Below are 19,667 nucleotides of genomic sequence, written 5' to 3'. Positions count from 1 at the left end.
ACGGTCGGCGTTGAAGATGCGACGACGCCTGCTGGGACGGGAACCTCAGCGCCAGGGCGAATGTCGCAGCCGGATGCCGCGTTTGCCCCTGACGGCGCCTTCGCCGCCGAGGTTCTCGCGGGGCTCGCAGCCACGCCGCGCCACATTGCACCGAAGTACTTCTACGATGCGCGCGGTTCGGCGCTGTTCGATCGCATCTGTGCCTTGCCTGAGTACTATCCGACGCGCACCGAACTCGGCATCCTGGCTCAGCATGGCGCGGCGATGGCCGAGCAAATCGCCCAGGTCGGGCCGGATGTGGAACTCGTCGAATTCGGCGCGGGCTCGATGACCAAGGTCCGGCTGCTGCTCGATGCCTTTGCCTCCGGCAGCGCGCCGCGCCGCTACTTGCCGGTCGATATCTCCACGGCCCATCTCACCGCCGCGGCCCAGCAACTGCGCGCCGATTATCCTGGGCTGGAAGTCGAGCCCGTCGCCGCCGACTACATGGCGCCGCTCACGCTACCGCCCGTGTGGAGCAAAAACGGACAAAACGGTCGGCGCGTGGGGTTTTTTCCGGGCTCGACGATTGGCAACTTCAGCCCCATCGAGGCGCATGCGTTCCTGCGCCACGCGGCAACCTGGCTCAATGGCGGCGGGCTGCTGGTGGGGGTCGATCTGGTGAAAGCGCCCGCCATTTTGCATGCGGCTTATAACGATGCCGAGGGCGTCACCGCGCAATTCAATCTGAACCTGCTGCAGCGCATCAACGACGAACTCGGCGCGAACTTCGACCTCACGCAATTCGCGCATTACGCGTTTTATCAACCGCTGCTGCGACGGGTGGAAATGCATCTGCTCAGTTGCTGTGCGCAAACGGTGGAGATAGCGGGCCATACGTTTGCCTTCGCGGAAGGCGACACGCTGCATACGGAAAACTCGTGCAAATTCACGGTGCAAGGGTTTCAGGCCATGGCGGCGACAGCCGGGTTTCAACCTGGGCCGGTCTGGACCGATGAAGCACGGTTATTTAGCGTGCATTGGCTGGTTGCACCGGAGGCCTGAAGGCGAGATGCAGACATGCCGCGATGATTGGCCGCAACTGAACCTGAACCTGAACCGTTTGCGCCCGATTGTTACCAAACAATCGGCTTTAACAACAGGCTAACGACACATTCATCTGTTTATCCATAAGCTGCGTCCCCGAAAAATATTTTCAGCCAATTATTCAATGGATTTTATTTGTTGCCATGTCAACACCCCAATTAATCACAAAACACCTTCACCCATCACGAAAAATGATTTTTCTGAAAATATCCAGAACCTCACATCACCACTTGGCAAGTTAACCCTTGACGAACCCAATAAAGAAAACCAGCCCTATACTTTGCATCAACTATGAAAACCTGGACGAATACACCAGCAGATTACAACCAGAAATAAAACATGAAGTGGCAACGAATACCCGCAGCGAACACGACGACCTGTTATTTCATAATCAAATCATAACAGCACAGCTCCAAAGCTATGCCGAAAACCATAAAATCAATCTGACTACCGATCAATTAACTTTAGCTGTCGCGCTCGCATACAATCTTAAAGAAATAGAAACCCAGGATGAATTAAATGAGACTGGTTTAAAATTTATTTTCGAGGCATGCGGCATCAAACTTCCCGAATCAGCTCATCTGGAAAGCTCACCAATTTCCCAAAAAACAGAACCCTCCGCGAATGAGGAAATAGCAAGAACGATGATCGAGCGTTTTATCACAGAATCCAGACTCGATTTAGCCCCGTCTTTATTAGAAGACATTTACGAAATATCCTCCTTTCTTGTCAAAGCCACGGACACCGGTTACATATTAAATGATAAATTATTATTAAAAACAATCAAACTGGTCAAAAAATACGATAATCCATCGCCCAAGCCAGATCATCCGGAAAATGCATTATTTTTAAAAAATACAGCCCCATTCGATACTGAAAAGATGGAGCCGGCAACAAGAAGTTCCGTCAACTCAAAAGTCGAGATCATAAAATCCATAGCCGAAGAACGGCGAATGAGGCTGACGAACTCCGAGAAAATCGCAATCGAGCTATATCCAGAAGAAATTTTGACCGTAGTCAATGGCAGAAACGACATAGATATACAAATTCTGGAAAACTATGCCCGTGAAATACGAAGCAATCCCGGCCAGTATCCTTCATCCTTCGATTAAAACCTGGGCCAATAACACATAACGGATTGTAGAGATTCACACCGATTCACGTCATTACGGCGTGAATCATTGTTAATTCCGTTTAATTTTTCCAGTGTCCTGCCACTTGCAGCTCCGCTTTTATTGCATGCGCTGGATGCCTTAAATTTGTTTTTTCATCAGCACCTCACGCAGCACATTGGCCCCGCCAGCCCCGCCATCGGCTAGCCTTGACACAACGTCGGCCGCGCAGCACGTTCCATTCACCGTGCCGTCCTCCTGGCCTTCGCCACCGTGACTTTCGCCCGAACGCGTCCGCGTTATGCCTTAATTAAAATGCGGTCTGCCGAATTGATTCAATCGGAAGAAATTACTTCAACCTCATCGAGCCCCTGATAATTCCCTCTCAATTTGACAATTTTTAACAATCTGAATTACCATCCGCTCATTCCGGGAATCTGATTCCAAAGCGCCACCTGGCAAAAAAATCCAATCACGCCAACCGTCTTTTTCATACCATGTCACTGCTTCCGTTCTACTGTGCGGCAGGCCGTTTATACCGTTTTGCGGCTGTTCCGCAGGTCTTGTCCGAAAAGCCACAAACCCATTATCTACATGCCTTGCAACGGTTTCTCCAGGTACCGGAAAGAGCCTTTCAAAACCCGTTCCTAATCTTTCACTTTCTATTTTTTAACGGACAAGTGAAACCTCACCATCTATTTTGCATTTAATTATTCAATCTCCGCCTTGTGCCGCAAGACAAACCGGCAGTTTAAACACCCGTTTGACTAAAAATAATGCCGTCCAGATTGTCCGAATTAAAACATCCGTTTCAGCTAATGGTTTTAACGGTTTGATGCCTGTTTCAGCCTGTTTAAATTTCGCAAGCTCTTTTTCTATTTGATGCTTGGTCAGGCCATCGGCACGGCGCCTCGCCCCATGCCATTCGCCTTACTCCGGCAAGACTCGCGCGACCCTCGCGGTGTCCTTGACGGCTACCAGAGAACCTCGACGCCATGTCTACTTCACGCTCCTCGCACCCAGCACTTGCCACGCCCGCTCATCTGCGTCCGCACAGCCAGGCGCTCGCGCTGGAGCCGCGCATCCTGTTCGATGGCGCGGGAGCGGCAGCGCTCGAGCACCACACCAATCCGGCGCAAACAGACCATGCGGATGGCGCGCCGCGTCCCGCGTCTCCTGTAGAAGCACCTGCGCATGCCGCCAAGACCAGCGAAAGCGCCCACAACCAGGATGCGCCTCAGGGCGAGCGGGAGCGGGCCGAGCGTCCAGCCGCCAGCGTCAAGACAACGCTCGATGCCACCGCCAATGCCGCCCCCACGCTCAGCGTCTCGGCCAGTGGCGCGGAAGTGCCGCTCGGGGGAGCGTTCTCGTTCACCGTTACGCTGGGCAACACCTCGGCGCAGCCGGGCTACGCGCCGTTCATCGACCTTTTTATTCCCTCAGCAGGTAAGGACGGCAACGATGGCGTGCAATTCAGTTCCGCAACCTATCTAGGCCATACCCTCACCGCGCACGTGGTGCAGTTCGATGCGAGCGGCCATGCCACCCATCCGCTAGCCAAGGACAGCGACGGGCAGCCGCTGGTACTCACCGAGGCCGCCGGCCTGGGTCTGCACAACCAGCTCGTCGTGCTGGAGTTGCCCTACGCCAGCGTGTCGCGCGATCAGCCGGGGATTCCCGTCATCGTCAATGCCACGCTGAGCCCGCTCGCCGACACGGCGGACTCGAACCCCGCGGCCGATCTCATGATCCATGCGCGCAGCGGCTTTCAGTATGGCAACGACGCGCTGGACAACCCCACCGCCGACCCCAGCCTCCTCAGCCCGGACGCGGTGAGTTTTATCGTGCATCCGCGTCTGTTCACGCTGGCCCAGAAGCTCGACATGATCGAGATGGAAACCGCCACCGGACCGAACTTCATTCACACGGAAACCGTCACGCTCACGCCCGCCACCGGGCAAACGCTGCACGACATCACGCTCAACCAGGACTTGCCGGGCACGATCCGGGTGACAGCGATCCATCCAGGCGCAGGCGGCACCTTGAGTTCGGTCACGTTGCAAAACGACACGGTCATCACGAATGCCGCATTGATCGCGGAGAAACTCGCGGCGGGCAACGCCTTCCTGAAATCGTATTCGATCACCTATGCCAGCGTGTCCGCGCCGCAGGCCAGCACAGTCGATTTCTATGTGCCCAAACTGGACGCGACAGGTCAGCCGATCCTCGATGCACGCCGCGGCGACCCGCTCAGCATCACCCTCGGCGCGGCGCATGCGACAGGCCGCTGGACACCGCAAGACCCGCGCGATGTCACGCCTCCCGCCACCGATATCGCCATTTCGGGCGATGGCACGACCAAGGACACCACCTTCATCGCCAAGGCCATTACGCTCGAAAAAAGCGTGACGCTGAAAAACGATACGGGAGGCCCAGGGCTCACCCCCGGCGACACGCTGGGCTACACGCTGAACCTCGCGCTCTCCGATTACTTCGCCTTCGGCCAGACGCTGGGCGGCAATGGCTCGCTCACCATCGCCGACCAGATCAGCGACGGCCAGACCTTCAACGGCCCCGCCACGCTTGAAGTGAAGATCAACGGCGTGACGCACAGCATCGCGCTGCTCACCGCGACGCAGCTCAACGCCGATGGCACAACCTCGCTCACTTTCGATATCGTCCAGTCGCTGCTTCATTCGACGCTGGCGTCCAGCACGCTGGCAGGCGATCTCGCGTTCGACACCACGCTATCGGCCGCCACCCAGGCGGCGATCCGCTACACGACGCGCGTCAACGAAACCTACGCAGATCACCGCTACGCCCATGGCGATCTCAACGAAGGCGATACCGTCGGCAACCGTGCCGTGGTCACCGCGGACATCTTGCTCGATCACGCCAACCAGGGCGATGCCGCGCCCAGTGACGGTTCGGCCACGCTCAGCCGGATCGATACGCGCAACGTCGAGATCACGCTCGACCAGGTGAACGGCGCGCCGCCGCCTGTCAATGGCGAACTGCATCCGGGCGACGTGGTGACCTTCCGCCTCGACTACACGCTCGTCACGGGCGACTACGAGTCGTTCGCGCTGAAGGCCTGGCTGCCGTTGCCGCTGTTCGACACCAGCAGCATCGCCTGGCGGGAGGGCAGCGGCGCCAACCACTGGCAACTCGGCCCCCGCAACACGCATACCGGTAACCACCCGAGCGTCAGCAACGGCCCTGGCAATTCGGTGGTTTTCAGTTTCGGCAACTACAGCATGGCCAGCGGCACAGACAACCAGATCGAGGTGCTGTTCACCTTGAGCGTCGGCGGCCAGCCTTACGCGGACCATCGCTCGATAAGCGTTCTCGGGCAATCGAGCCAGGTCACCACGATCGATCACACGAGCCTGCTGTCGTCGGATATTGCCGCCATCCAGTCGATTGCCGAGCCGGTTTTAAGCCTGCGTCACGGCGTGGTCGCCACCAGCCACGGCACGGTGAGCGGCTTAAGCGGCAGCGGCGTGACATGGCATGCGCCTGGCACGAGTGGCCGGCCCTTCGATGGCGTGCTCACCAGCCTCGACGCGATCCACGGCAATGTCAGCGGCATCGACGGCAACGACACCGTGCGTCTTGCCACGGCGATCAAAAATAGCGGCGGTGGCGGCGCCTTCGAGGTCGCCACCACGATCACCCTGCCGCCCTATCTCACGTTTGCGGGTGGCTCGCTGGCGAACGCGAGGGTGCAGGTCTACCGCGGCGATGGCAGCGCGTTGGCCGCCAACGTCGATTACGTCATTGAAGGCAGCTCGATCCGCTTTCTCGATGCGGGCCACACGGCCTCGCTCGGCGCGGGCCGCAGCGGCTCCGACGCGGACTTGCGCGGCAGCAACCTGGTGCTCATCACGTACGACGTGATCGTGAACCCCTACATCGAAGCTGCCCGCACGCTGCAAAGCAGTGCCACGCTGACGCACTATGCGAGTCTGGCCGGCGGCCCCGGGTTCACGCCCAACGCACCCACGGATGCGACCAGCACCGCGCTTGAGCAGGTGGCCTCGCCCGCGGTGCATATCGTCTTCGCCGACGGCAGCCTGAGCGAGAGCGATTCGAGCGCCACTCACACGCACGGTGCGAACCTCGTACCCGGCGAAAGCATGCTGTACGACATCGTCGTCGCCTTGCCCGAATACATCACCGATAACCTGCGCGTCAACGCGCTGATTCCGCCGGGCCTGACGCTGGACATGAGTTACGGCAATGGCAACGGTTGCGAGCTCTTGTATATGCGCGACGGGAGCGCTGCGCTCGACGCCGATCTCAATCCCAACAGCTACGTTCACTGCGACCTCCCCGTCATCACGCAAGACGGTGCGTACTGGCGTTTTAATTTTGCGCTCACCGCCGCCGACAACATCACGAACAACAACAGCATGGTCCTGCGCATACGGCTGATTCTGGCCGATGTCGGCAGCAACCAGGCGGGGACCTCGCTCGCCACCCATGCCAGCCTGACCTTTAGCGACCCGGATGGCGACACGCCCAACGGCTCGACGCCTCTTGAGCGCACCTTGCCCGATACCAGCGCGCCCCCGACTGTCGTCGTGCGCGAGCCCACGCTGACCCTCAAGCAAAGCGCCGAGGTCATCCACAATACGGGCCCTCTCCTGGCTGCCGCAGGCAATCAGGGCAGCGGCGGCGCGGATGGCGGCGACCTGGTGACCTACACGATCCGCATCGGCAACGGCAACGCTGCATCGGACACCAACGCTTACGACCTCACGTTCAGCGACACGTTGCCGACCGTGCTGGCCGGTTACACGCTCGATAGCGTGACGCTGGATGGTGGCGCGAGCATGAGCCCCAACGCTTTCGTGCTAACCGATAACCAGCTCAGCAGCGCGGCGAATGCGAAGATCGACCTGCCGACAGGCGCGAACATCGTGCTGCGTGTCACCGGCCGCACCACCGACAACGCGGCCAGCCTGGCTGGCTTCGAGAACGTGCCGCGCGTGCAGTGGACCAGCATCGACGGCCCCAACGCCAATGAGCGCACCGGCGCCGATGGCCTGCTCCACAGCGGCGTAGTGAACGACTACCGGCTGGAAGCGCCGTTGCGGGTATCGGTTTCTCAGGGGGTGCAAATCTCGCGGGTAGGGGGCCTGCCTGACACGCCCGCGCCGTCTCCCACCACCACGCTGGACGAAAACGTCGCGCCAGGTGAAATCATCCGCTATCGCGTCAACGGCATCCTCGCCGAAGGCGAAACCGACCACTTCACCATGCGCGTCACGCTGCCCAACGGCCTCGCCTTCATCGACGATGGCAGCGTGCGCCTCGCCCTGATCTCGAACGGCGGCCTGTCGTCGAGCTACAGCGATCTGGTGACAAGCGGCGACCCCAACTTGCATCTCAGTGGCAACCAAACCAGCCCGGAAGCGCTACCGCTCACACCCGATCTGTCTGGCGCAGCGCCGCAAGGTGTGTTCAATCGCTCGCATCTCACCGTGACCACCGATGCCCAGGGCAACCAGGTGCTGGTGTTCGATCTGGGCGACATGCGCAATACCGAGCTGGATGCCGACCTCGAAGGGGTCTCGCTCGAATTCAGCGCCCGCACGCTCAACCAGGACAGCAACACAAACGGCGCGATGCTGACAGTCAAGGCCGCCGATTACTCCGGCTCAACCTTGCTCGCCCGCGGCAACACGCTGCTCGAACATATCGTCGAACCCGGGTTCAGCGGCATGGTCAAGCAGATCACGAGTTTTGCGCCCGTCGCGGACAGTGCCAACGCCGGGATCGGCACGGCGCAAGTACTCGTGCGCTTCACGCAAAACGGCAGCATGCCCGCCTTCGATACCACGCTAACGGACCACTTTGCAGGCGGCACGAACTATCGTTTCGATCATCTCGTGCTCGATGGCGCGACTTATCGCGCCGCCGATCTCGCCATCCTTGGCGCCACGCTCGATACCACCACAGGCCTTGCGCTCACGCTGCCACGCATCGCGCCTGGCGTCACGGTCGGCGTCTACTACGCCGTCGATGTGCCCAACACGCATGCCATTGCCCCGGACAACGCCACCTTGCGCTGGCGCAGCCTGCCTGACAACTTCACGCAATGGGGCGGCTCGGCCGTCGGCATGGCAGGCACCTCCAATGGCGCGCGCACGGGTGAGGGCTCCCCGCCCAACACCTATGTGCTGACCAGCGCAGCCGGACTGGGCATGATTAGCGGCACGCTCTGGGACGACACGTTATCGGCCAATGCCTCAAGAATGCCAGATGGCGTGGGGCTCGGCGGGCAAACGGTGACGCTGGTCTGGGCCGGGCTCGATGGCAACCTCGCCACGAGCGCCGACAATCTCAGCTTCAACACCACCACCGATAACGCCGGCCGTTATCACTTCGGCGTACTGGCGCCAGGCCAGTACCGCATCACCGCGCCCAATAGCGCCGCCCATATCGCCGAGCGCGATCTCGTCGTGCGCATCGACAGCGACGGCGCGACGCTCGGTGAGGTCGATATCGTGCTGAACAACGGTGCCTCAGCCGTGGCGAATATCGGTTACGTCGAACGCAACCAGGCGCCGGTGAATCATTTGCCTGGCACGCAGTATGGTCTCGAGGACACGCCGCTCTCGCTGAATGGTTTGAGCCTGAGCGATATCGATGCGCGTCCGGACGATCAGCTCACGGTGACCTTGAGCGTGACGAAGGGCACGCTGTATCTCGCCCGTGCCGTGCCGCAAGTCACGCTCACGAACCCGGGCATGCACAGCGCGACGCTGCAAATGCGCGGCACGCTCGCCAGTCTCAACGACGCGCTGCGCGAGCTGACCTATCAGGGCCGACGCAACTTCAACGGCACCGATACGCTGACGATGGTCAGCAACGACAACGGTAGCTTTGGCGATGCCAATGGCAATGGCATTCCGGGTGAACCCGGCGATGCGCTGAGCGCCACCGGCAGCGTGCAGATCGTGTTGCAGCAGGTCAACGATCCCCCCAAAGGTGTGGACGACCAGGCCATCGCCCTGGAAGCCGGCGGCACCGGCAACACCCTTGCGGGCATCAATCCAACCGGCAACGTGCTGGATAACGATCGGGACGCCGACCTGAACCCGGACAACAACGCCGTCCCCGACCGGTTGCATATGCTCAGCGTGACGGCTGACAGTGGCCCGGCACAGGGTGCCGAAATCAGCGTGGCGGCCAACGGCAAAACGCTGATCGCCGGACTCTATGGCGATCTCAGCATCGACGCGACGGGCCAGTACCAGTACCTCGTGCATAACGACGACGCTGCCGTGCAGGCGCTGCGGCTCGACACGCAAACGCTCAGCGAGCGCTTTACCTACCGCTTCGCGGATCAGGCGGGCAGCGCGTCGGGGGCTACGCTCACCGTCACGCTCAAAGGCGCCAATGACACGCCGCAAGCCCTCGCCGATACGGGCACCGCCATCGAAGCGGGCGGCGTGCATAACAGCAGCGCTGGCCAGGACGCCAGCGGCAATGTGCTGGATAACGATTCCGATGTGGACGGCGGCCCAGGCCGCAACGTCGCGCATCCCGCCAACCACGTCGATTACGGCGAAGTCCTCACGGTCAACGGCATCCGCACCGCCGGTGCATTGGCGAGTACCGCCTTCGACAACGTCGCACCCGGTACCGACAGTACAAACGGCACCGTCATCCAGGGCCAATACGGCACGCTCACGCTTGGCGCCAACGGCGATTACCGTTATGTCGTCGACAACACGGCCCCCGAAGTCGAACGCCTCACATCGCAAGACACGCTAACTGACGTCTTCAGCTACGAGATGAACGATGCGGGCAACCTGCAAGGCGTGGCTGAGTTGCGCATCACGATCCAGGGCAGCAACGACAACCCCGTCGCCAGCAACGATTACGCCTTCGCTACAGCCGGTGCGCCAAGCCTCGGCCGCGATGCCGTCAATCCCTCGGGCAACGTGATCCTCGATGCCAGCCCCCGCCCCGGCGGTGTGCCGCGCCAGGGCGATCAGGGCGATGGCAGCGATCACGATGTCGATCGCGTGGACAATCCCAACAGCCAGCTCGTGGTCAGCGGTGTGCGGGAAGGCGAGAGCACAGCGGCGGGTTCGCTTGCCGCCGTGGCGGCGCACACCCAAGCCGCCAACGGCACCGCGATCGCCGGGCTGTACGGCACGCTGTACCTGGGCGCGGACGGCTCGTACCGCTATGAAGTGGCAAGCGCCAGCGCCGCCGTGCAGGCGCTGCGTCCCGGCGCAACCGCCACCGATGTGTTCACGTACCAGATCACCGATACCGAAGGCTTGAGCGATCAGGCGCAGCTGGTCATCACGGTCACCGGCGTCAACGATGCGCCAACCGTTCATGACCTCACCCTCGGCGCCCAGGAGGCGGGTGGCAGCGCCAACAATCGGCCCGGTCATAACCCCGACGGCAACCTGTTTGACAGCCGCCGCGTGAGCGATCCCGATGGCGACCCGCTCAGCGTCAGCGCCATTCGCACACAGGCGGGCACAACAGGCACGGTGGGCGAGGCGCTCCACGGCCAGTACGGCGAGCTGACACTCAACGCCGAGGGCCATTATCACTACGCCGTGGATAACGACAACGCCGACGTTCAGGCCTTGCGCGAAGCCTCGGACACCCTCACCGAACGCTTTATCTACAGCGTCACCGACAGCGCAGGCGCAACTAGCAGCGCGATGCTGAACGTCGTCATCACTGGGCAAAACGACACGCCCGTCGCCCTCAACGACCATGCAACGGCCAAGGAAGCGGGCGGCGTCCTGAACCAAATCCCGGGTATCGACCCCAGCGGCAACGTGCTGGCCAACGACACCGATGTGGATCGCTACGGCGAAAGCCACAGGGTCGTCGATGTGCGCACCGGCACCGCTCCGGACGGCGGCCTCCAGGGCATGCTGGGTAGCGAGCTGCGTGGCAGCTACGGCTGGCTCACGCTCGAGCTCAATGGCGATTACACCTATCGCGTGAACAACGCCCTGCGCGTGGTACAACGTCTGCGGCCCGGCGAATCTCTTGAAGAATACTTCACCTACACCCAGCAGGATGCGGCTGGCGCAAGCGCCCACGCGGTCCTGAAGATCACCATCGAAGGCGCCTGGGACGCGCCCGTCAGCCGCGACGATCAGGGCCAGGCCACGGCGGCCAGCCTGGGCTACGCGGCGCTCGAAGCCACCGGCTCCGTGCTGGCCAACGACACCGCCACCGATCATGACGATCACCTCACGGTCACGGGCCTCCGTGCAGGGGCAAAAACAGCAAACGGCGCGATGCATCCCGTCGCCCCCAACACGAACCACGAAACCGGCACCACGATCAGCGGCCAGTACGGCACGCTGATGCTGGGCGCGGATGGCGAATACCTGTACCAGGTCGATTCCAGCAACCCTGTGGTCATCGCGCTCAATCCTGATGAAAGCGTCTTCGACGTGTTCACCTACCAGGCGAGCGATGAAGGTTTGCTGAGTTCGACGGCACAATTAACGATCCGCGTACATGGCCGCAACGATGCGCCGCTCGCGCGCGACGATCAGGCCATGGCGGTGGAGGCGGGCGGCATCCACAACGCCACGCCGGGGGTCAATCCGGGCGGCAATGTTCTTGCCAACGACACCGATGTCGACCATGCCGACGTGCTGACGGTGCGGACCGTGCGCCCCGGCACGCGCGCTGACGAAACGGCTGCGGCGAACGCTGGGCACCCTTCCCCTGACCTCGCCACGACAGTGGGCCATGCGCTGCGCGGCGCTTATGGCACCTTGCTCATGCAAGCGGACGGCACATGGCAGTACACGCTCGATAACACCCTGCCCGCAGTCGAAGCCTTGCGCACCAACGATCAAACCTTGCAAGAGGTGTTTACCTACACCCTCAGCGATCGCTGGGAAGCGCCTGGCGTGGCCGAATTGCGCATCACCATCGAAGGCCGCAACGACACGCCGCTCGCGCGTGACGACGAGGCCGAGGCCGTGGAAGCCGGTGGCCGTCACAATGCGACCCCCGGCGTCAACCCAAGCGGCAACGTGCTGGATAACGACAGCGATGTCGATGGCCGCGCTTATGGCGAAACGAAGCAGGTCGTGGATTTCAGCGACAGCGACAACCATCGCAGCGTGGCAGGCAATACGCTCACGGGGCATTACGGCCAGCTCACGCTCAATGCCGATGGCCGTTATCGCTACGTGCTGGATAACGGCAACCGCCAAGTCGAAGCCTTGCTGGCGTCCAGCGCGCCACTGGCCGAGATCTTCACCTATCGCATGCGCGATACGAGCGGCGCGCTGGCGCAAGCGCATCTGACCATCCATATCAGCGGTCAGGACGATGCGCCCATCGCGCACGACGACGGCAATCAGGCCAGCGACCAGCAGCATGCCGCGCAAGCGCGTGGCAACGTCCTCGCCAACGACACCGATGTCGATCGTGGCGACCCCCTCAGCGTGATCGCGGTCAACGCAGTGAGCGCGGCGAATGCGGCAAACCCTGCCGGCGTGACCGGCAACGCCGCCCAATCCGCCCCTCGCCTCTCCATGCCATCAACGTCGGCCAGCCGCTGGCTGGCCGCTACGGCACGCTGACGCTCAATGCCGATGGCCGCTACACCTATCAGATCGACAGCACGAACCATGAGGTCATCGCCGCCGCCGGACGCGGCCCCGTGCTGCAAGACGTCTTTAGCTACACGGTGAGCGATCTCGCCGGCGCCACGGACGAAGCGCGGCTGGTGCTGCATCTGGACATCGCCGCACCCTTTATCGAAGCACCCCAGCATCTGTACGGGCTGACCACGTTGAACCCCATGCCAAACTTCGCTCCCCCAGGGCTCGGGTTCGAAGCGGGGATCTTCGTCACGCCCGTGGTGCGCTCGACCGCGCAGTTGCTGCAATACTCGCTGCACTCGAGCGATAGCGGCCTGTTTCACTACATCCTGCCCGACATCGCCCCCCTTCCGACGGACATCGACTGCCTGAACCTCAACCAAACCGAGGCGCAATTCGTCGCGCAAAGCGTGCGCGACAGCCGTCTCGCCAGCGAGCAGGATCTGGCCCGGATCCAGGGCCGTAAAACACGTGTCAACCTGAGCGCCGATGGCTTGCTGGCAACGCCTGCGCGTTTCAACACCCAGGCGCCTGAGACACCGCACGCGGCACCCGCGCCGCAGCGGCACGGCAAACAGCACGACACGCCTGCCGCAGTTGCCGCGCCTTCGCGTGCCGTGGAGCACGCTGCCCCGCCCGCTTCAGCCCTGCCACACACGACACCTGAGCACGCCGCTCACAGCGCGCCTGGCTTTAGCGCTCAGGTACGCGCAGCGGCGCAGCGCTGGCGTCCCCATGGCGCGCCCCCGCCACAGCCCTTGCCCTGAACCCGGCGGCCTATCGACTCATCGTCCCATCGACTCATCGTCCCATCGCTCCATCGACTCACGCCCAGAAGGACACACGATCGCTATGTATTCGCTCAGGAATTCCACCGCGCTCATTTCGCTCACCGCGTTTGTATTTCTCTTGAGCGCCTGTTCCGCCTTGCAACCCCAACCGCTTGCCAGGAAAGATTTTCAAAAGAAAGTCGTCGAGGATCAGGCGCGCATGTATGCCGACCAGGAGCCGCTCAACGGCCCCATCACGTTCTATGAAGCCGCAGCACGTGCGCTCAAGTACAACCTCGACTACCGCCTGAAACTGATGGAAAGCGCGCTAGCCGCCGATCTGCGCGATGTCACGAGCCACGAAATGCTGCCGCAACTGGTCGAATCAGCAGGCTTTGCCGGACGCAGCAACGATTCGGGCGGCACCTCGATTGGCATCCAGGATGGCCAGCAAAGCTTGCGTGCCTCGACCTCCGAACAACGCTATCGCGCGCTCAACCGGCTCGGTTTGAGCTGGAGCCTGCTGGACTTCGGCGTGGCGTATTACCGCACGCAGCAAAAGGCCGATCAGGTGTTAATGGCCGAGGAGCGTCGGCGCAAGGTCGCGCAAAACGTGCTGCAGGATGTGCGCAACGCGTATTGGCGCGCCCTCGGTGCACAGCGTCTGAAGCCGCAAGTGGATGTCCTGCTCGAGCGTACCCAGCGGGCCTTGACGGCGGCGCGCGAAGCCCAGGCCCGGGGCCTGCTGCCACGCCAGGAGATTCTGGCGTACCAGCGCGCGCTGCTCGATTCGATCTATCTGCTGACCGTGCGCCGCCAGGATCTGGAGTTCTCCCAAGCCGAACTCGCCGCGCTCATGTCGTTACCACCGGGCTCGCCACTGGTCCTCGCGGATACCCCTGAAACGCCCCTGCCGCCGCTAAACGGCGATCTCTCACGGCTCGAACGCCTCGCGCTTGAGCAACGCCCCGAGATCATGGAGGAGTGGTATCACAAGCGCGTCAACGAAAACGACCTGAAGATCGCCAAGGCACAGCTCTGGCCTAACGTCACGCTGGATCTCAGCTCGCAGTACGACTCGAACAAGTACCTCTATAACAACGTGTGGTCGCAAGTGGGCGTGCAAGTGTCGGTGAACCTGCTACGGCTGCTGCAATGGCCTTCGTTGAATGCGGCGCAGCAAGCTCAGGCGAATACCGACGACATGCGCCGCATCGCGCTCTCGATGGCGGTGCTCACCCAGGTGCGCGTGGGCGCGCTGCGCTATCAGCTCGCGTTACAGGAAGTGAATTTCTCCGACGACAGCCTGCGCGTCGATGACCATCTGCTGGCCTACGCCCGCGCGGCCCGGACGGCCTCGCTCGGCAGCGAACTGGAAGTGATCCGCGCCGAAGGGCGGCTGCTGCTATCGCGCTATATGCGCGAAGCGGCTTACTCCAACGCCCAGGCGGCCTGGGGCCGGCTGTACAACTCGCTCGGCTTCGACATCCTGCCCGCAGCGATCGACAAGGACGACATCAAGACCCTCGCCCAGGCCATCGAGCACTCGGTCAACGAGCAAAGCCAGCACACCCTGCTGGCTGCTATTCCAGGTGTGCCAGGTGTGCCGGGTGCACCGGACGTGCCGGGCACACCCGGTACTACCCAACCGGCCCCGGCCCTCATCTCGGTCTCACGCTCAACCTCTTCTTCGACTGGAGCCTCGCATGCGTTTGCATACCCTTAAGTTTCCGCTGTCAGCGGCATTGATTTTCAGCGCGACAACGCTCGGGTACGCCGCCAGGCCCACCTCTGTGGCAACAGGCAGTGACGAGCCCAGCGCGATTCGCGTGCTGCTCGCCGCGCAGCTGGAAACCACGCTCTCCAGCCAGATGAACGGCACCCTCGGGCCCTTGCATCTGACACTGGGGCAAAAGGTCAGCCAGCACGCGCTGCTCGCGCAACTCAGTTGCGGCGAAGTCAGCTCACGCGCGAAGGTTGCCCGCGCTGAGCTGAAAATGGCGCGGCAAAATCTCAGCGCCAAGGAAAGCCTGAGAAAACTGGATGCTGCTGGCGATATCGAAGTCGCCAACGCCACCACGGAAGTCGAAAAAGCTTCCGGCGCGCTCGCGCTTGCCAACACGCAGTTGGGTTACTGCCACGTGGCAGCGCCCTTCAGCGCGCATGTGGCAAAGATCTACGTGAAGCCTTATCAAAGCGTGAGCGTCGGCATGCCGTTGTTCGACCTGGTGAGCGATGGCCCGCTCAAGGTCCGGCTCAATGTACCGTCCACGCAGCTTAAAGCGCTCAAGGCTGGCGCGCCGCTCGCCATTACCATCCACGAAACCGGGCACACCTATCCCGCCCATGTCAGTGCGATCAATGCCCGCGTCGATGCGGTCGCGCAAACGGTCGAACTGGAAGCGCAACTCGATCGCGCTGACCCTGAGCTGATCGCGGGCATGACCGGCATCGCCCGCTTTCCCCCGCCGCCCCGGCCGCCCCGGCCGCCCCTGTACCTGCCGCTACGCCATGAACCTGCCGCTGCTTGCGCCCGCCTTGATCGCCACGCTGGTCGAACTGCGCGACCGCGCGCTCACAGCGAACAGCCGCGAAGCGCTCGCGTTCTCGATGGCCAATGATGCGTTCGGACTGCTGCACTTTCGCCAGGCGCTGGTGTTTAGCCAGCATGAGGGGCATCTGCGTTTGCTCTGCGTCTCAGGACTGGCCATGCCCCCGGAAGATTCGCCGTATCGGGTCTGGCTCAAGCGCGCCAGCCACTGGCTCGGCACGCAATTGCCCGATGCCCAGCCGCACTGGCTCGAACACAACACGCTGACACCCCCGCCTGAAATCACCGAGCATTGGGCCGAGTGGTGGCCGCATGGCGTCTGGTGCGTGCCGCTGCATGCCGCCGATGGCGAACGGGAGGCGCTGCTGCTCTACCTGCTCGATGCGCCCCCGGAGCCCGCGCTGCGCACTGCGCTCATCGGCCTCTGGCAAACCTGGGCGTATTGCTGGTCAGCCCTCGGCAAGCAACCCCGGCGTCGCCTGAGATGGCGTCTGACGCGCCGCGAAACGCTCACGGTGGCCTTACTGAGCGTCACGCTCCTGCTTTTTCCCGTGCACCAGACTGCGCTGGCGCCCGCGCAAATCGTGTCGAATGAAGCGGAAATCATCAGCTCGCCGATCGAGGGCGTCATCGCACACATGGATGTGCGGCCCAATCAACCCGTCGCGGCAGGCGCACCGCTTTTCGAGCTGGACCCGACCACCTTGCGCAACCACGCCAACGTGCTGACGCAGCAAGTGGCCGTGGCCGATGCCGAGCTGATGTCCGCAAACCAGCGCGCGTTCGATAACCCGCAAAGCCGGAACGAACTCACCGTGCTAACGGGCACCGCCGAACAGCGCCGCGCCGAACTTGCCGCCACCGAAGCGCAACTGGCTCGTACCCATGTGGTCGCACCGAAAGCCGGCGTGGCGGTCTTTAGCGATCCCGATGACTGGTTAGGCAAGCCCGTGGTGACGGGGGAGCGCATTCTCGAAGTCGCCAATCCCGCCACGCCCGCGATGCGCATCGAGCTACCGGTCGCCGACGCCATCGCGCTCGAACCCGGCGCCGAAGTGACCTTGTACCTGAGCGCGTATCCGCTCAGCCCGCTGCACGGCAAAGTGCTTGAGACGAGCTACCAGGCCCGCCCTGGCGAAGACGGTGTGATCGCTTACCGGCTGCTGGCGAGCGTCGAGGGCCGCCCGCAACACGCGCGCCTGGGCTTGCACGGCACGGCCAAGCTGTACGGCAAATGGGTCAGCCTCGGTTATTACCTGCTGCGCCGCCCGCTCGCCGCCGCGCGCGCATGGAGTGGACTGTGACGCCTCAGGCTTTCGATGCGGCAAGCCGTAACGCGACTGAAAACGCGACTGAAGCCAGCGCGGCGATCGAGCCCCCGGTGCCGCCGCTGCGCGAAGACTTGCGCTTAAACGAAACGCCCTTGACGTCACGCCACGGCGAGCCCACCTGGGTCATCGAAGACACCGTGCTGAACCGCTTTTACCGCATCGGCTGGCTGGAGTTCGAATGCCTCGCGCGCTGGGGCCAAACCGCAAGCGCGATACAGCAGCAAATCAGCGCGGAAACCGCGCTGCGCCCAGGGCTCGAACAAATTCATGCGTTCATCCAGTTCCTCGCGCGCAACCAGCTGTTGCGCCTCGAGCCGGGCCGTACCCCCCTCCCTGCGGCCAGCGCAACAGGTTTTGCATGGCTCACCTGGCGCTGGTGGCTGCATCACTATCTGTTTTTCCGCATTCCGCTGGTGCGCCCGCAACGCTGGCTCAAACGGCTCACGTCGCGGCTCGACTGGCTGTTTCACCCGGCCACCGGTATCGCCGTGCTGTTGCTGAGCCTGCTGGGCATCGTGCGCGTACTGCATCAATGGGATACGTTCCGCGCCGCCGTGGTCGAATCGTTTTCTCCCGAGGGTTTGTTCAGCTTTGCACTGGCAGTGATCGCCGCCAAAACGCTACATGAACTCGCGCATGCGCTAGTGGCTACCCGCCTTGGCGTGCGTGTCGCGCACATGGGCATCGCTTTCGTCGTGCTGTGGCCGATGCTTTATACCGATACCGGCGAAAGCTGGAAGCTGTTGCGCTCACGCCAGCGGTTAGCGATCTCCGCAGCGGGCATCGTGTGCGAGCTGGCGCTGGCTGGGCTGGCCACGCTCGGCTGGGTGCTCACCGAGCCCGGCGCGCTGCGCAACGGCCTGCTGTATCTGGCCACCACCAGCTGGGTGTTGTCACTCGGGCTCAACGCCAGCCCCTTCATGCGCTTCGATGGCTATTTCATCCTGTCCGACCTGCTGGACATGCCGAACCTGCACGAGCGCGCCTTCGCCCAGGCTCGCGTCTGGCTGCGGCGCACGCTCGCGGGGCTCGATGAAACACCGCCCGAAGTCTTCACGCCACTCAAACGACGTCTGCTGATTGCCTTTGCCCTTGTCACCCTGCTCTATCGCCTGGTGCTTTTTCTGGGCATCGCGGTCACTGTCTACTTTCTGTTTTTCAAACTGCTCGGCGTGGCGCTATTTATCGTCGAAGTCACCTGGTTCATTGCGCTGCCGGTCTGGCGCGAACTGAACTATGTCTGGGCGCAGCGCGCTCATTTCCCGCCCTCGCGGCGACGGCTGTTCGGGTTGGCGGGCGCCGTGCTGGCGCTATTGCTAGCCGTGCCATGGCATGCCCAGGTGCATGCGGTAGGCGTGGCCCGGGCCGAGCATCTGCTGCATCTCTATGCGCCATTTCCAGCGCGCTTGCAGACGCTTCATCCCATGGGACAGGTCGCGGCAGGCACGACGCTGAGTGTGCTCGACGAACCGGATCTGGCGCTGCGCGTGCGCGGCCATGAAGCGGAATTGCGCGGTTACGAAGGACGCTTGAGCGGACTGCTGGCGGACAACGCCGGGCTCGAGCACGATGCCGCTACCCAGGCCCAGGTGAGCGTGCAAAGCAAGGAGATCCAGGCCACACGGGCCGAAATCGCCCGTTTATCGTTGCAGGCGCCATTTAGTGGGCGCTGGCTCGATGTCGATCCCGAACGCCATGCCGGGCAATGGGTCGGCAGGACGGAACCACTCGGCATGCTGGTCGATCCGCAGCACTGGCTCGCCGATGCCTATGTGCGGCAAGACGACATGCAGTGGCTCAAACGCGGCGCCAGCGTGCGGTTTTATCCCGAGGCCCAGATGCAGGCGATTCACGGCACGGTCATCGCGCTGGGCAGTACAGCGGTGCGGCATCTGGCGTACCCGATGCTGGCCTCACGCTATCAAGGCCCGGTGATGGTGGCACCGGAACATGACGCGCTGATTCCCAACCCACCGGTGTTTCATGTGGTGGTGCGGCTGGACCACGCGCCTGCGGCGTTGCGCGAGACGCGCGGCGAGCTGCAAATCGAAGGCCAGCGCCGCAGCATGCTGGGGCTGGGGTTGCAGCATTTGAGCGCGGCATTGCTGCGCGAGAGTGGGTTTTAAGGCGGGCAATATGAAGCGTGGAACCAAAACACAGGCCTTGTCTCTTACTGGGACACTTTAACCACAATT

General features: G+C 62.4%; 8 protein-coding genes. All 8 read left to right on the top strand.

Annotated features, from left to right (window positions below; all coding sequences use genetic code 11):
* The first annotated feature begins 60 nt into the window (after positions 1-60).
* The 8 genes from egtD (at position 61) to GH657_RS14645 (ending at position 19,598) form a co-directional block, all read left to right on the top strand.
* Positions 61-1,044, top strand: coding sequence for an L-histidine N(alpha)-methyltransferase (gene egtD, locus GH657_RS14680; RefSeq protein WP_153102358.1), 984 nt, complete (start codon positions 61-63; stop codon positions 1,042-1,044).
* Between the two features lie 287 nt (positions 1,045-1,331).
* Positions 1,332-2,198, top strand: a complete 867-nt coding sequence (locus tag GH657_RS14675; RefSeq protein ID WP_153101799.1) for a hypothetical protein — start codon at positions 1,332-1,334, stop codon at positions 2,196-2,198.
* A 995-nt stretch (positions 2,199-3,193) separates the two neighbouring features.
* Positions 3,194-12,799 carry a VCBS domain-containing protein gene (locus tag GH657_RS14670; RefSeq protein ID WP_153101798.1) on the top strand — a complete coding sequence of 3,202 codons (9,606 nt, stop codon included), beginning with the start codon at positions 3,194-3,196 and terminating at the stop codon, positions 12,797-12,799.
* Complete coding sequence (locus GH657_RS14665; protein WP_153101797.1) at positions 12,733-13,587, top strand: Ig-like domain-containing protein; 855 nt, start codon at positions 12,733-12,735, stop codon at positions 13,585-13,587. The genes GH657_RS14670 and GH657_RS14665 overlap by 67 nt, the downstream gene beginning before the upstream one ends.
* Positions 13,556-15,316: a TolC family protein gene (locus GH657_RS14660; protein WP_246174176.1), complete on the top strand. Its 1,761-nt coding sequence runs from the start codon at positions 13,556-13,558 to the stop codon at positions 15,314-15,316. The genes GH657_RS14665 and GH657_RS14660 overlap by 32 nt, the downstream gene beginning before the upstream one ends.
* Positions 15,297-16,211 carry an efflux RND transporter periplasmic adaptor subunit gene (locus GH657_RS14655; protein ID WP_153101796.1) on the top strand — a complete coding sequence of 305 codons (915 nt, stop codon included), beginning with the start codon at positions 15,297-15,299 and terminating at the stop codon, positions 16,209-16,211. The genes GH657_RS14660 and GH657_RS14655 overlap by 20 nt, the downstream gene beginning before the upstream one ends.
* Positions 16,102-17,445, top strand: coding sequence for an efflux RND transporter periplasmic adaptor subunit (locus GH657_RS14650; protein ID WP_153101795.1), 1,344 nt, complete (start codon positions 16,102-16,104; stop codon positions 17,443-17,445). Before GH657_RS14655 ends, GH657_RS14650 begins: the two co-directional genes overlap by 110 nt.
* Complete coding sequence (locus GH657_RS14645; protein WP_246174175.1) at positions 17,442-19,598, top strand: site-2 protease family protein; 2,157 nt, start codon at positions 17,442-17,444, stop codon at positions 19,596-19,598. The genes GH657_RS14650 and GH657_RS14645 overlap by 4 nt, the downstream gene beginning before the upstream one ends.
* The last annotated feature ends 69 nt before the right edge of the window (positions 19,599-19,667 follow it).

Origin of the sequence: Paraburkholderia hayleyella, from assembly GCF_009455685.1 — a bacterium.
Classification (GTDB): Bacteria; Pseudomonadota; Gammaproteobacteria; order Burkholderiales; family Burkholderiaceae; genus Paraburkholderia; species Paraburkholderia hayleyella.
This window is presented reverse-complemented; position numbering and strand designations above follow the sequence as displayed.